General features: G+C 62.1%; 14 protein-coding genes. 11 read left to right on the top strand and 3 right to left on the bottom strand.

Features of this window, described 5'->3' with window-relative positions; translation table 11 throughout:
* Positions 1–7: 7 nt before the first annotated feature.
* The 3 genes from J3P82_RS06830 to J3P82_RS06820 all read right to left on the bottom strand — a co-directional run bounded on the left by J3P82_RS06830 (position 8) and on the right by J3P82_RS06820 (position 2,345).
* The gene (locus tag J3P82_RS06830) at positions 8–706 is read right to left on the bottom strand and encodes a segregation and condensation protein A (protein ID WP_434563734.1); all 699 of its coding nucleotides are present in this window, start codon (positions 704–706) and stop codon (positions 8–10) included.
* 132 nt (positions 707–838) lie between these two features.
* Positions 839–1,468, bottom strand: a complete 630-nt coding sequence (locus J3P82_RS06825) for an L-threonylcarbamoyladenylate synthase (protein ID WP_053124883.1) — start codon at positions 1,466–1,468, stop codon at positions 839–841.
* A 13-nt stretch (positions 1,469–1,481) separates the two neighbouring features.
* Positions 1,482–2,345 carry a PHP domain-containing protein gene (locus tag J3P82_RS06820; RefSeq protein ID WP_434561722.1) on the bottom strand — a complete coding sequence of 288 codons (864 nt, stop codon included), beginning with the start codon at positions 2,343–2,345 and terminating at the stop codon, positions 1,482–1,484.
* A gap of 87 nt (positions 2,346–2,432) precedes the next feature.
* Here J3P82_RS06820 and J3P82_RS06815 point away from each other — a divergent pair, with 87 nt between their 5' ends.
* The 11 genes from J3P82_RS06815 to J3P82_RS06765 all read left to right on the top strand — a co-directional run bounded on the left by J3P82_RS06815 (position 2,433) and on the right by J3P82_RS06765 (position 14,728).
* A complete protein-coding gene (locus J3P82_RS06815) occupies positions 2,433–3,029 on the top strand; it encodes a septation protein A (protein ID WP_434561720.1) in 597 nt (198 codons plus the stop codon).
* A gap of 1 nt (position 3,030) precedes the next feature.
* Positions 3,031–3,330: a YciI family protein gene (locus J3P82_RS06810; protein WP_045156716.1), complete on the top strand. Its 300-nt coding sequence runs from the start codon at positions 3,031–3,033 to the stop codon at positions 3,328–3,330.
* A gap of 109 nt (positions 3,331–3,439) precedes the next feature.
* Complete coding sequence (locus J3P82_RS06805) at positions 3,440–3,850, top strand: translation initiation factor 2 (protein WP_434561718.1); 411 nt, start codon at positions 3,440–3,442, stop codon at positions 3,848–3,850.
* A 7-nt stretch (positions 3,851–3,857) separates the two neighbouring features.
* Complete coding sequence (locus J3P82_RS06800; RefSeq protein ID WP_434561716.1) at positions 3,858–4,535, top strand: response regulator transcription factor; 678 nt, start codon at positions 3,858–3,860, stop codon at positions 4,533–4,535.
* 275 nt (positions 4,536–4,810) lie between these two features.
* Entirely contained in the window at positions 4,811–5,248 is a 438-nt protein-coding gene (locus J3P82_RS06795) for a Spy/CpxP family protein refolding chaperone (RefSeq protein ID WP_434561714.1), read from the top strand.
* A 68-nt stretch (positions 5,249–5,316) separates the two neighbouring features.
* Entirely contained in the window at positions 5,317–6,645 is a 1,329-nt protein-coding gene (locus J3P82_RS06790) for an ATP-binding protein (protein ID WP_434561712.1), read from the top strand.
* A 118-nt stretch (positions 6,646–6,763) separates the two neighbouring features.
* Positions 6,764–8,191, top strand: coding sequence for a di-heme oxidoredictase family protein (locus tag J3P82_RS06785; RefSeq protein WP_434561710.1), 1,428 nt, complete (start codon positions 6,764–6,766; stop codon positions 8,189–8,191).
* A gap of 28 nt (positions 8,192–8,219) precedes the next feature.
* Complete coding sequence (locus tag J3P82_RS06780; protein WP_434561708.1) at positions 8,220–9,284, top strand: imelysin family protein; 1,065 nt, start codon at positions 8,220–8,222, stop codon at positions 9,282–9,284.
* Between the two features lie 2 nt (positions 9,285–9,286).
* Positions 9,287–10,384, top strand: a complete 1,098-nt coding sequence (locus tag J3P82_RS06775) for a DUF1513 domain-containing protein (protein ID WP_434561706.1) — start codon at positions 9,287–9,289, stop codon at positions 10,382–10,384.
* A 155-nt stretch (positions 10,385–10,539) separates the two neighbouring features.
* The gene (locus J3P82_RS06770) at positions 10,540–11,688 is read left to right on the top strand and encodes an efflux RND transporter periplasmic adaptor subunit (protein ID WP_434561704.1); all 1,149 of its coding nucleotides are present in this window, start codon (positions 10,540–10,542) and stop codon (positions 11,686–11,688) included.
* A gap of 13 nt (positions 11,689–11,701) precedes the next feature.
* Entirely contained in the window at positions 11,702–14,728 is a 3,027-nt protein-coding gene (locus J3P82_RS06765) for a multidrug efflux RND transporter permease subunit (RefSeq protein WP_434561702.1), read from the top strand.
* Positions 14,729–14,757 lie beyond the last annotated feature (29 nt).

Here is a 14,757-nt window from a genome sequence, read left to right as displayed (position 1 = left end):
TTGCTCGTTATTCGGCTCGGGCCCGCACGTGGATCGCTGCGAACGGCTCATTCTGCACCAGCTCGACCAAGGATTCCTTGACCAATTCCAGGACTGCCATAAACGTCACCACCACCCCCAGCCGTCCTTCCTCGGCGGTGAACAGCTCGACGAACGGCACGAAGCCGCCGCCCTTGAGCCGCTCCAGCACATCGCTCATGCGCTCGCGGGTGGACAGTGCTTCGCGGCTGACCTGGTGACTTTCAAACATATCGCCCCGGCGCAAGACCTCGGCCATGGACATCAACAGCTCTTCCAGGCTCACGTCTGGCAGCAACTTGCGCGCCCGCGCTTCAGGCGCATCGAGCTTGGGCACCACCACGTCGCGCCCGACCCGGTTCAGGCCATCGAGGCCTTCGGCCGCGGCCTTGAAGCGCTCGTATTCCTGCAAGCGACGGATCAGCTCGGCCCTCGGATCGTCTTCTTCCTCTTCGACCGCGGCCGAACGCGGCAGCAACATGCGCGACTTGATTTCGGCCAGCATCGCGGCCATCACCAGGTATTCGGCCGCCAGCTCCAGGCGCACCGACTGCATCAGCTCGACGTAGCCCATGTATTGACGGGTGATTTCCGCCACGGGAATGTCGAGGATGTTGATGTTCTGTTTGCGGATCAGGTACAGCAGCAGGTCAAGCGGGCCTTCGAAGGCTTCGAGGAAAACCTCCAGCGCATCCGGCGGGATGTATAGGTCCAGGGGCATTTCCAGGACCGCCTGGCCATAGACCATGGCAAAGGGCAATTCCTGTTGCGCGCCGGCCTGGCTGTCGACGCTTTCGACGGCGGTCTCAACAGCGGACATTCAGGCCTCGACCATGAACGGCGTCGGATCACCGCAGCCGACACGCACCACTTGGGGCTCGCCATCGGCGAGGTTGATCACGGTGGAGGCCGACATGCCGCCGAAACCGCCGTCGATGATCAGGTCCACCTGGTGCTCGAGTATCTGGCGCATTTCATAGGGATCGGTCAACGGCTCGGTCTCGCCGGGCATGATCAACGTCACGCTCATCAGCGGTTCACCCAACTCAGCCAGCAGCGCCAAGGCAATCGGGTGGCTCGGCACACGCAGGCCGATGGTGCGTTTTTTCGGGTGCAGCAACAGCCGCGGGACTTCCCGCGTGGCGTTGAGAATAAATGTGTAAGGGCCTGGCAGATGAGCCTTGAGCAGGCGGAAGGTGCCGGTGTCGATCTTGGCGAACAGCCCCAACTGCGACAGGTCGCTACAGATGAGCGCGAAGTTGTGCTTGTCATCCAACTGGCGCAGGCGTCTTACCCGCTCCACAGCATTTTTATCGCCGATCTGGCAACCAATCGCGTAGGACGAGTCGGTGGGATAAACCACTACACCACCACCACGGATGATCTCCACCGCCTGTTTGATCAGGCGCGCTTGCGGGTTTTCCGGATGAATCTGGAAAAATTGACTCACGTGTTCTACCTGTTCAGACGGCGGCGATAACGGGATCATGTTTGAATCTACACCATAGTGGTGGCAGATCTTCCGGCAACGGGCGGTATTCGCCAATCTCGGACCAGCCCCCCGGGCCGTGGAAATCACTGCCGGCGGTGACCAGCAGCCCAAACTCCCGGGCGAGGATCGCCAGGCTGCCGACCTGCTCGGCCGGCTGATGGCCATTGACCACTTCGATGGCATGGCCCCCTGCTTGAATATAGTCGGCTATCAGGCGGCGGCGCTTGCTGCGAGTGAAATCGTAGTGCCAGGGATGTGCAAGGCTGATCCACGCCCCGGCGGCTCGCAGCGTCGCGACGGTTTCCTCCAAGGTGGGCCAATGCTGCTTGACGTCCCCCAGCTTGCCGGCCCCCAGCCATTTGCGGAAGGCTTCGGCGCGATCCTTGACGTAACCTTCGCTCACCATCCAGTCGGCAAAATGCGGCCGGGCCGGCGCATTGCCGCTGTCGCCCAGGGCCTGCTGGATTTGCCGGGCGCCTTCCAGCGCACCGGGCATGCCCTTGAGGGCCAGCTTGCGGCTGATCTCCTCGGAGCGCAGCCAGCGACCGTCGCGCAATTGTGCGATGGCCTGGACCAGCGCCGGCGCATTCACATCGAAACCGTAGCCCAGCACATGGATGGTCGCCCCGCCCCAGGTGCAGGACAGCTCGACCCCATCGATCAACTGCATGCCCAGCGCGGTGGCGGCGCCGCGCGCCTCGTCCAGGCCCTCGAGGGTATCGTGATCGGTCAGGGCCAGGACTCGCACGCCGTGCTCGAACGCCCGCGCCACCAGAACCGCAGGCGCCAGGGCACCATCGGAGGCCGTGCTATGGCAGTGCAAATCAACATTCACGAGAGTTTGTTACCTCAAATCAGCTGGCCCTATCGCGGCCAAGGATGTTTGTTATTATGCCGCCACATCCTGCTTCTGGCTGCCACTGTGAAACAATTCATCGACTTCATCCCGCTCCTGCTGTTTTTCATCGTCTACAAACTTGATCCACGAACCGTCGACATCGCCGGTCACTCGTTGACTGTTGGCGGTATCTACAGCGCCACCGCCGTGCTGATCATCAGCTCCCTGGTGGTCTATGGCGCGCTCTTCGTTTCCCAGCGCAAGCTGGAAAAAAGCCAGTGGCTGACCTTGATCGCCTGCCTTGTCTTCGGCAGCCTGACCCTGGCCTTCCACAGCGAGACCTTCCTGAAATGGAAAGCACCGGTGGTCAACTGGCTGTTTGCCCTGGCCTTTATCGGCAGCCACTTCATCGGTGACCGCCTGTTGGTCAAGCGCATCATGGGCCATGCCCTGAGCTTGCCAGAGGTGATCTGGACCCGGTTGAACATCGCCTGGATCGTTTTCTTCCTGTTCTGCGGCGCCGCCAACCTCTTCGTTGCATTCACGTTCCAGCAATACTGGGTCGACTTCAAGGTCTTCGGCAGCCTGGGCATGACCTTGCTGTTCCTGATCGGCCAGGGCATCTACCTGTCCCGTCACCTGCACGATGCCGAACCCACCACGCCAAAAACCGAGGACTGACATGCTCTACGCAATCATTGCCACCGACGTCGCCAACTCCCTGGAAAAACGCCTGGCCGCCCGCCCGGAACACCTGGAGCGCCTGCAGCAGCTCAAGGCCGAAGGCCGCATCGTGCTGGCCGGCCCGCACCCGGCGGTGGACAGTAATGATCCGGGCGCCGCAGGTTTCACCGGCAGCCTGATCGTGGCCGAGTTCGACTCCCTGGCCGCCGCGCAGGCCTGGGCCAAGGCCGATCCGTTCGTGGCGGCCGGCGTCTACGCCGATGTTGTGGTCAAGCCGTTCAAGCAAGTCCTGCCGTAACTCCCTCCTGGCGCAATGAGCCTGCGCGGCTCATTGCGCTCGATTTGCTCATTTTTCCCGTGCGCCTGCCGACAACCTGTCTAATCTCGATTGGAATTCAGGAGTTGCAATGCGCAAAGGTCCGTTGTGCCTGTTGTTGGTATCGTTGGCGATCGGAGCGCCCGCCCATGGCGAGGAAAGCGCCGAGGGCAGCCATTCGGCGCCGTTATCCCTGAGCGCCGGCGGCCAGATCGCCGAATTGCAGCAACGCTTGAAGGACAGTGAACGCCAGCGTGAAGAGCTGAGCAAACAACTGCAAAATGCCGACAGCGAGCGCGAAAGCGCTGTGCTGGCCCGGCTGCGCCAGGAAAACCAGCGCTTGAAGCTGCAACTCAAGGAAGCCCAGGCCAGCCCGCTGCCACGCCTGTTGACCGATCAACAGCAATGGTTCGTCATTGGTGCCGGGGTAGCGCTATTGGCCTTGCTCTGCGGTATCTTTGCCAGCGGTGGACGTAGACAACGTCGGCAATGGCTAAATTGAGTGAGTCATGAGCGAGCTGTTACTGATAGATGATGACCAGGAGCTGTGTGAGCTCCTCTGCAGTTGGCTGGGCCAGGAAGGGTTTCAGGTCCGCGCCTGTCACGACGGCCAAAGTGCCCGCAAGGCCTTGGCCGAGACCGCCCCTGCTGCAGTGGTGCTGGATGTGATGCTGCCCGACGGCAGCGGCCTGGAACTGCTCAAGCAATTGCGCAACGATCACCCGGAGTTGCCGGTACTGATGCTCTCGGCCCGGGGTGAACCGTTGGACCGTATCCTTGGCCTGGAGCTGGGCGCCGATGACTACCTGGCCAAGCCCTGCGACCCACGGGAACTGACCGCCCGCCTGCGCGCCGTGCTGCGCCGCAGCCACCCGATGGCCGTGTCCAGCCAGATCGAACTGGGCGACCTGACGTTCAGCCCGGTGCGCGGCGTGGTCAGCATCGACGAGCAGCAACAGACCCTCACCGTTTCCGAAAGCCGCCTGCTCGAAGCATTGCTCAAGCAGCCGGGCGAGCCGCTGGACAAGCAGGAATTGGCGCAGCTCGCCCTGGGCCGCAAGCTGACCCTGTACGACCGCAGCCTCGACATGCACGTGAGCAACCTGCGCAAGAAAATCGGCCCCCACCCCGACGGCCGGCCGCGGATCGTGGCGCTGCGTAGCCGGGGCTACTACTACAGCCTCTAGCAATGCACCGCCGCTACGGTTAACTGTGGCGAACGGGGCTTTTGTGGCGAGGGAGCTTGCTCCCGCTCGGTTGCGCAGCAACCGCAAAATCTGGGGGCCGCTACGCAGCCCAGCGGGAGCAAGCTCCCTCGCCACGGGGTTTGTGCAGGCTGTTTGTCAGCTCTGCATCAAACCGTCTTTACCCAAGCTTTACGCCCCCCTGACCGCCGCTGACCTTGATCTCCGTAATCTGCACACATCCGGAACTGACCGGGAATGAGACAAGGAGAAACACCATGCGCAAGTCCCTTATCGCTCTGATGTTCGCCGCCGCCCTGCCGACCGTCGCCATGGCCATGCCTGAAGGCCCCGGCCCGATGGGCCCGATGGACGGACCGCGCCACGGCGGCCAGATGCACGACAAAGGTCCGTACAGCCAGCTGGACCTGACCCACGAGCAACGCCAGCAGATCCGCAAGATCATGGGGGAGCAGCGTCACGAACGTCGCGAGCTGGTCGAAAAATACCTGGCCAAACTCTCGCCGGCCGATCAGAAAGCCATGCAGGACGAAATGCAGGCTCGTCACGAAAAGGTCGATGCCCAGATCCGTGGCCTGTTGAAGCCTGAACAACAGAAAGAGTTTGATGCGATCCAGAAAAAGCAGACCGAGCGTCGGGCCGAGTGGGCTGAATTCAAGGCGTGGAAAGCGCAACAGCCGCAAAAAGCGCAATAATACCTTGAAGCGCCCCCAGCCCAACGGCACACCGCCGTTGGGCTTTCCTGGTTTGTGAGGATAAATCCGTGCGTTCATTGTTCTGGCGCATCCTGGCCAGTTTCTGGCTGGCCATTGCCCTGGTTGCAGGGCTTTCGATTCTCATGGGCCACATGCTGAATCAGGACGCATGGATTCTCACCCGCCATCCGGGTCTCAACACCCTGGCCGAGGAATGGACGCAAACCTATGAAAGCCAGGGTGAAGAAGCCGCCCAGGACATCCTGCAACAACGCAAGCGCCAATATCGAATCGACGTCCAAGTGCTCAACGAAAGCGGTGACCCGGTGGTGCGCGGCACCTTCCCACCTCGCGCCGCCGCCTTCGAGGCACGGCAAAAGCGCCTGCCCTGGCGGCGGCTGACCGACGAGTTCACCAGCGCAACAACCGGCGACACATACCTGTTCATCTACCGCATTCCCCATCCTGAACTGGACGCCTGGCACCGCGAGAGCCTGCTCTTGCCCCTCAGTGCACTGGGGATCGCGTTGGTGGTGCTGACCCTGTTCAGCCTGTTGGTGACCTTCTCCATCACCCGTCCACTGAGTCGCCTGCGCGGTGCGGTGCATGATCTGGGGCAGGCCACCTACCAGCAAAACAGCCTGGCCAAGCTGGCCAACCGCCGGGACGAGTTCGGTGTACTGGCCACCGACTTCAATCGCATGGGCGCGCGCCTGCAAAGCCTGATTGCCAGCCAGCGCCAATTGCTGCGAGACGTCTCCCATGAGCTGCGCTCGCCCCTCGCCCGCTTGCGCATCGCCCTGGCGCTCGCCGAACGGGCCAATCCTGCGGAGCGGGAGAAACTGTGGCCACGCTTGACCCGCGAATGTGATCGCCTGGAAGCGCTGATCAGTGAAATCCTGGTCCTGGCCCGGGTCGATGCCGACAACGCCAGCGCCGAAGAGGTCGATCTCAACGCCCTGTTGGTCACGCTGCAAAAAGACACCCAACTGGCTTCGCCTGAACAGCATGTCCAGGTGGCAGCGGAGCCGAACCTCACCCTTAAAGGCTGGCCGACCATGATCGAGCGGGCTGTGGATAATTTGCTGCGCAACGCCCAGCGTTTCAGTCCGAGCGGGCAGCCCGTGGAGATGCGTGCAGTGCAACAGGGCGAACGGATCCTGATCAGCGTGCGCGACCATGGGCCAGGCGTGGAGGCCGAACACCTGGACCAGTTGGGCGAACCCTTCTACCGGGCCCCCGGCCAGACCGCCGCCGGCCATGGCCTGGGGCTGGCAATCGCCCGCCGCGCGGCGGAACGCCACGGGGGTGCGCTGGTATTGGCCAACCATCCGGAGGGCGGGTTCATCGCGACGCTCGAGCTGCCGCTGGTGCCGGGGGCCGTGGTGCAACCTTAAAATGGAGCTGTGGCGAGGGACCTTGCTCCCTCAAACCAAACGATAATTCCTCTTATTCAAACTGCCCTGCCCTGTTAGACTTTGCGCCCGCGTTTCACTCGTCCCCGCAGGATTCCCAATGCCGTCGTTGTCTCTTCGCTTATGCGCACTGTTCCTGGCCCTGGGCCTGAGTGCCTGCGACGACGCCCCGCGTTTTACCCAGGCCGAACCCGGCGAAGCCAAGTCCGGCGGCAGCGCGACGGTGCGCAAGGCCGATCAGAACGCCTTCTCCTTGCCTTCGGCCAACCTGCCGCCTTCGCGGCGCGTGGATTTCAGCGTCGGCAACAGTTTCTTCCGCAGTCCCTGGGTGATCGCCCCTTCGACGACCACCGCACGGGACGGACTCGGCCCCTTGTTCAATACCAACGCCTGCCAGAATTGCCACATCAAGGACGGGCGCGGCCACCCACCGGCTCCAGATGCCGCCAACGCGGTGTCGATGCTGGTGCGCCTGTCGATTCCCGATGCGCCGTCCTATGCGAAGGTCATCGAACAACTCGGTGTCGTGCCAGAACCAGTGTATGGCGGCCAGTTGCAGGACATGTCCGTACCTGGCGTCGCCCCGGAAGGCAAGGTGCGGGTCGACTACACACCCGTCCCTGTGCGTTTCAAGGACGGCACCGTCGTGGAACTGCGCAAGCCAAACCTGCAGATTACCCAGCTGGGTTATGGCCCGATGCACCCGGACACGCGTTTTTCGGCCCGCGTCGCCCCGCCAATGATCGGCCTGGGTCTGCTGGAAGCCATCCCCGACGAAGCCATCCTGGCAAATGCCGAGGCCCAGGCGCGGGAGAACAACGGCATCGCCGGGCGCCCCAACCGGGTCTGGGACGATGTGCAGCAGAAAACCGTGCTGGGGCGTTTCGGCTGGAAAGCCGGACAGCCAAACCTCAATCAGCAGAACGTCCACGCCTTCTCCGGCGACATGGGCCTGACCACCACCCTGCGGCCTTTCGACGACTGCACCGAGGCCCAGGTCGATTGCAAGCGAGCGCCCAATGGCAATGGCCCGGAAGGCGAGCCGGAAGTCAGCGACAACATCTTGCGACTTGTACTTTTCTACAGCCGCAACCTCGCCGTACCGGCCCGTCGCGAGGTGAATGCGCCCCAGGTGCTGGCCGGCAAGAACCTGTTTTTCCAGGCCGGCTGCCAGTCCTGCCATACGCCCACATACACCACCGCCGCCAACGCTGCCGAACCGGAGCTGGCGAACCAGGTCATCCGCCCTTACACCGACCTGCTGCTGCACGACATGGGCGAAGGCCTGGCTGACAACCGCAGCGAATTCAAGGCCAGCGGCCGTGACTGGCGAACCCCGCCGCTGTGGGGCATCGGCCTGACCGAAACCGTCAACGGCCACACCCAGTTCCTGCATGACGGTCGCGCCCGCAGCCTGCTCGAAGCCGTGCTCTGGCATGGCGGCGAAGCCCAGGCGGCGCAACGACAAGTCTTAGCCTTCAATGCCGAGCAACGCGCCGCGTTGCTGGCCTTCCTCAATTCTCTTTAAACGTACGTTCCAGAAACGGGAGCCCGACATGTTCCGTCCCAAGCTGTTGTTCACCAGCCTCGCCGCCATCGCCCTGGGGGCCTGCTCGCCCCAGGACCCACAAGCCGTCACGTCGGCCGCCATTGCCAAACAGGTGATCCTGCCGACCTACAGCCGTTGGGTCGATGCCGATCGGCAGTTGGCGACCAGCGCCCTCGCGTTCTGCCAGGGCAAGGAAAACCTGGAAAGCGCCCGCGCCGACTTTCTCAAGGCACAAAAAGCCTGGGCCGAACTACAACCGTTGCTGATCGGTCCGCTGGCCGAGGGCAACCGCGCCTGGCAGGTGCAGTTCTGGCCAGACAAGAAAAACCTCGTGGGCCGTCAGGTCGAGCAACTGGTCAACAGCCAGCCGCAGATCGACGCCGCCGGCCTGGCCAAGTCCAGCGTCGTCGTGCAAGGGCTTTCGGCCTACGAATACCTGCTGTTCGACGCCAAGATCGACATGGCCGACAGCACGCAAAAAGCCAAGTATTGCCCGTTGCTCATCGCCATCGGCGAACGCCAGAAGCAGCTCGCCGAAGAGATCCTGTCGCGCTGGAACACCCACGACGGCATGCTCGCCCAGATGAGCAAATTCCCGAACCAGCGCTATGCCGATTCCCACGAAGCGATCGCCGATCTGCTGCGCGTCCAGGTCACCGCCCTGGACACCCTGAAGAAGAAGCTCGGCACGCCGATGGGCCGCCAGAGCAAGGGCGTGCCGCAGCCGTTCCAGGCCGATGCCTGGCGCAGCCAATCGTCGCTGCAAGGACTGGAAGCCAGCCTCAGCGCCGCCAGGACCGTGTGGGTCGGCGTGGACAACAAAGGCCTGCGAGGCTTGTTGCCAAGTGACCAGAAACCGCTGGCCGACAAGATCGACGCCGCCTACGACGCCTCGTTGAAACTGTTCGCCAGCAGCCAGCGCTCGCTGGCCGAAATGCTCAGCGATGATACCGGGCGCCAACAACTCAACGACCTGTATGACAGCCTCAACGTCGTCCATCGCCTGCACGAAGGCGAACTGGCCAAGGCGCTGGGCATTCAACTGGGCTTCAACGCCAACGACGGTGACTGATCATGTTTCGACGTCAGGCTCTGGCGCTCGGCAGCTTGCTGCTGGGCGCCGTTACCCTGGGCGGCTGGACGCTGTTCAAGCAAAAGGACAAGAGTCCGCTGCTGCTTTCGGCACGGGACGATGGCGACGGCAAGCACTACGCCGTCGGCTATCGACTGGACGGCACCCGGGTGTTTGCCACCCAGGTCGGCCAGCGTTGCCATGACATCATCAATCATCCAGCGCAGCCGATTGCGCTGTTCGTTGCCCGCCGTCCAGGCACCAAAAGCTACCTGATCGACTTGCGCGACGGTGCGCTGTTGCAAACCATCAGCTCATTGCCGAACCGGCACTTCTATGGCCATGCGGTGATCCATCGCAGCGGCGAATGGTTGTATGCCACCGAGAACGACACCCGCGATCCGGGACGCGGCCTGCTGGGTGTGTACCGCTTCGAGGGCGAGCGGCTGGCGCACAGTGGTGAGATTTCCACCCACGGCATCGGCCCTCATCAAGTGTCGTGGATGCCCGACGGCGAGACCTTGGTGGTGGCCAACGGCGGTATCCGCACCGAGGCCGAAAGTCGCGTCGAGATGAACCTCGATGCGATGGAGCCGAGCCTGGTGCTGATGCGCAGAGACGGCACACTGTTGAGCAAGGAGACCCTCCCCCAGCAGATGAACAGCGTGCGCCACATGGGCATTGCCAGCGACGGCACCATCGTCACTGGCCAGCAGTTCATGGGCGCCGCCTACGAGTCGTCGCAACTGCTGGCGATCAAGCGACCGGGACAACCGTTCCAAGCGTTCCCAGTGCCTGAACGCCAGTTGCAAGCCATGGGGCACTACACCGCCAGTGTGGCCGTGCACAGCGACTTGCGGCTGGTGGCCCTGACGGCGCCACGGGGCAACCGGTTCTTCATCTGGGACCTGGACAGCGGCGAGATTCGCCTGGACGCGCCCTTGCCGGACTGCGCCGGAGTGGGTGCGGTGGCCGACGGGTTTGTCGTGACATCCGGCCAGGGCCGTTGCCGTTATTACGACTGCACGCAGACACAACTGGTTGCAAAACCCTTGGATCTGCCGGCGGGGCTCTGGGACAACCATTTGCATCTGGCCTGAGCGAGGGGAGCGAAGCCCATCGAAGCCCAGCTCCCTATTTTTCGGAATAATCCCACGCATTACAGGCCCAACAGCATATGGAATACACCGCCCACTCGGAGTAATGTGCCCGCCTATCTGTTTCTCCTCTCGGCTCTTTTCCAAGGAAGTGGAACATGCTGCGACGCCGCATGCTGATCATGTTGGGTGTTGTCCTGCTGGTGGTGCTGTTGCTGGCGGGCTACAAGTCCTTCTCCATCTACCAGCAAATCCAGATGTTTTCTGCACCCAAACCGCCGGTCAGCGTCGCCGTGGCCAAGGCCACCGAGCAACCCTGGCAGTCTCGCCTGCCCACCGTTGGCAGCCTCAAGGCCCTGCAAGGCGTTGACCTGAGCCTGGAGATTGCCGGGACCGTGCAAAAGGTGCAGTTCGAGTCCGGGCAGAAGGTCAAGGCTGGCCAACCGATCCTGCAACTGGACAGCGAAGTCGAAAGTGCCCTGCTGGAAACCGCACAGGCCGACCTCGGCCTGTCACAGCTGGACTTCGGCCGCGGCCGTCAACTGGTGGGCAGCCAGGCAATTTCCAAGGGCGAATTCGACCGTCTCTCGGCGCAGCTGAAAAAGAACCAGGCCACGGTCAACCAGCTCAAGGCTTCGTTGGCGAAGAAACACATCGTCGCGCCGTTCAGCGGCACCATCGGCATTCGCCAGGTGGACGTCGGCGACTACCTGGCCAGCGGCACGGTGATCGCGACCTTGCAAGACCTCAGCAGCCTTTATGTGGACTTCTACGTGCCTGAGCAGACGGTGGCTCGATTGGCTATCACCCTGCCGATCAACGTCAGCGTCTCGGCCTACCCCGGCCAGGCCTTCACCGGCACCATCAGCGCCATCAACCCCAAGGTCGAGGACAGCACTCGCAACGTGCTGGTACGCGCCACCCTCGCCAACCCCGACGGCAAATTGTTGCCCGGCATGTTCGCCAATCTGCAGGTCATCCTGCCCGATGTGGCCGCCGGCATCGTCGTGCCGGAAAGCGCCGTGACCTACACGCTCTACGGCAACTCCATGTACGTGGTCACGCAAAAGAAAGCCGCCGACGGCAGTGTCGAGATGGATGACAAGGACCAGCCGCTGTTGATCGCCGAACGGCGCTTCGTCGAGACCGGCGAGCGGCGTGACGGCAAGGTGCTGGTGACCAAGGGCTTGCAGAGCGGCGAACAGGTCGTGATTGCCGGCCAGATCAAACTGGACAACGGTACGCCCATCGCCATCGGCGATGACAAGACCCTGACCGAACAGAACAGCCCGTCACCCGCGGACTGATCAAGGAACCCCCATGGCTTTTACCGATCCGTTCATCCGCCGTCCGGTGCTTGCCACCGTGGTCAGCCTGCTGATCGTGCTGCTGGGCTTCCAGGCCTGGAGCAAGCTGCCCCTGCGTCAGTATCCGCAGATGGAAAACGCCTTGATCACGGTGACCACCGCTTACCCGGGGGCCAACGCTGAAACCATCCAGGGCTACATTACCCAACCGATGCAACAGAGCCTGGCCAGTGCCGAGGGCATCGACTACATGACCTCGGTCAGCCGCCAGAACTTTTCGGTCATCTCGGTCTATGCCCGTATCGGTTCCAACAGCGACCGGCTCTACACCGAACTGCTGGCCAAGGCCAGCGAGGTCAAGAACGAGCTGCCCCAGGAATCGGAAGACCCAGTGCTCAGCCGCGAGGCCGCCGACGCCTCGGCACTGATGTACATCAGTTTCTTCAGCAAGGAATTGAGCAATCCCCAGATCACCGACTATCTGTCGCGGGTGATCCAACCCAAACTGGCGACACTGCCTGGCATGGCTGAGGCCGAGATCCTCGGCAACCAGGTCTTTGCCATGCGTTTGTGGCTGGACCCGGTCAAGCTCGCCGGTTTCGGCCTGACCGCCGCCGACGTGACCAATGCCGTGCGCCAGCACAACTTCCTCTCCGCAGCCGGTGAAGTAAAAGGCGAGTACGTGGTCACCAGCATTAACGCCAACACCGAGCTCAAGTCCGCAGAAGCATTCGCCGCGATTGCGCTCAAGACCGAAGGCGACAGCCGCGTGTTGCTGCGGGACGTGGCACGGGTGGAAATGGGTGCCGAAAACTACGATACCGTCAGCTCCTTCGGTGGCACGCCTTCGGTGTACATCGGCATCAAGGCAACACCGGGCGCCAACCCCCTCGATGTCATCAAGGAAGTGCGCAAGATCATGCCTGAACTGGAGGCGCAGTTGCCCTCCAACCTCAAGGCCGAGATCGCGTATGATGCGACGCTGTTCATCCAGGCGTCCATCGACGAGGTGGTAAAGACCCTGTTCGAGGCAGTGCTGATCGTCATCGTCGTGGTATTCCTGTTCCTCGGCGCGCTGCGTTCGGTACTCATCCCGGTGGTGACCATTCCACTGTCGATGATCGGCGTGATGTTCTTCATGCAGCTCATGGGTTATTCCATGAACCTGCTGACGTTGCTCGCCATGGTGTTGGCGATCGGCCTGGTGGTGGACGACGCCATTGTGGTGGTGGAGAACATTCACCGGCACATCGAAAAAGGCAAGACCCCGTTCGACGCCGCGATAGATGGCGCGCGCGAAATAGCCATGCCGGTGGTCTCGATGACCATCACGCTGGCGGCGGTGTATGCGCCGATTGGCCTGCTAGAAGGCCTGACGGGGGCGCTGTTCAAGGAGTTCGCACTGACCCTGGCCGGAGCGGTGGTGATATCCGGAATCGTCGCCCTGACCCTGTCGCCGATGATGTGCGCGATGCTGCTGCGCCATGACGAAAACCCGTCGGGATTGGCCCATCGACTGGACGTGATCTTCGAACGCTCGAAGACCCGTTACCAGCGCATGCTTCACGGCACGCTCAATACCCGTCCGGTGGTCCTGGTGTTTGCGGTGATCGTCCTGCTGCTGATACCGGTGTTGATCATGTTCACCAGGTCGGAACTGGCGCCCGACGAGGACCAGGGCATCATTTTCATGATGGCGAACGCCCCGCAGCCCACGAACCTCGACTACCTGAACAGCTACACCGATCACTTCATTACCATCTTCAAGGAGTTTCCGGAGTACTACTCCTCGTTCCAGATCAACGGCTACAACGGCGTGCAATCGGGCATCGGCGGTTTCCTGCTCAAACCCTGGAACGAACGCAGCCGCACCCAAATGGAAATCCTGCCTGAAGTCCAGGCCAAGCTGGAAAGCGTACCTGGCCTGCAGATCTTCGGTTTCAACCTGCCTTCACTGCCCGGAACCGGCGAAGGCCTGCCGTTCGCGTTCGTCATCAATTCGCCGAAAGACTATGCGACGCTCCTGGAGGTTGCCGACCGGGTGAAAAAACGCGCGGTGGAGTCCGGCAAATTTGCTTTCATGGACATCGACCTGGCTTTCGACAAGCCTGAAGTAGTGGTGGACATCGATCGTGAAAAGGCTGCCCAGATGGGCGTCTCGATGCAGGACCTGGGCGGAACCCTGGCGACATTGCTGGGTGAATCCGAGATCAACCGCTTTACGCTCGAAGGGCGCAGCTACAAGGTCATTGCCCAGGTCGAACGACCGTTCCGGGACAATCCGCAGTGGTTGAACAACTACTACGTGAAGAATGCCCAGGGTGAGTTGCTACCGTTGTCGACGCTGATCAAGGTGAGCGACCGGGCCCGACCGCGGCAACTGAACCAGTTCCAGCAGCTAAACGCCGTCACGATCTCTGGCTTCCCCACGGTGAGCATGGGCGAGGCCATCGAGACCGTGCGCCAGATTGCGCTCGAGGAAGCACCGGTGGGATTCTCCTTCGATTACGCCGGTGCTTCACGCCAATTCGTACAGGAGGGCAGCGCGCTGTGGGCAACCTTTGCCCTGGCGCTGGCCATTATCTTCCTGGTGCTGGCTGCGCAGTTCGAAAGTTTCCGGGACCCGCTGGTGATCCTGGTAACAGTGCCGCTGTCCATTTGCGGAGCGCTGATCCCGCTGTTCCTCGGGTGGTCGAGCATGAATATCTACACTCAGGTGGGGCTGGTGACGCTGATCGGATTGATCAGCAAGCACGGCATTCTCATCGTCGAGTTCGCCAACCAGCTGCGCAAGGAACAAGGCCTGAGCCCGCGGGATGCAGTGGAGCAAGCGGCCTCGATTCGCCTGCGGCCCGTATTGATGACCACAGCCGCTATGGTGTTCGGCATGGTGCCGTTGATCCTGGCCACAGGAGCCGGGGCGGTAAGCCGCTTCGACATCGGCATGGTCATCGCCACGGGCATGACGGTCGGAACCTTGTTCACCTTGTTCGTATTGCCCTGCGTCTATACCTTGTTGGCAAAACCGGACAAAGCCTGAGATACGAGCATCACGGGACGCCTGTGGTG

The sequence above is a fragment of the Pseudomonas sp. Z4-20 genome (assembly GCF_051131955.1).
GTDB lineage: Bacteria > Pseudomonadota > Gammaproteobacteria > Pseudomonadales > Pseudomonadaceae > Aquipseudomonas > Aquipseudomonas marvdashtae.
Note: the sequence above shows the minus strand (reverse complement) of the source record. Positions and strands in the feature narration are given on the sequence as shown.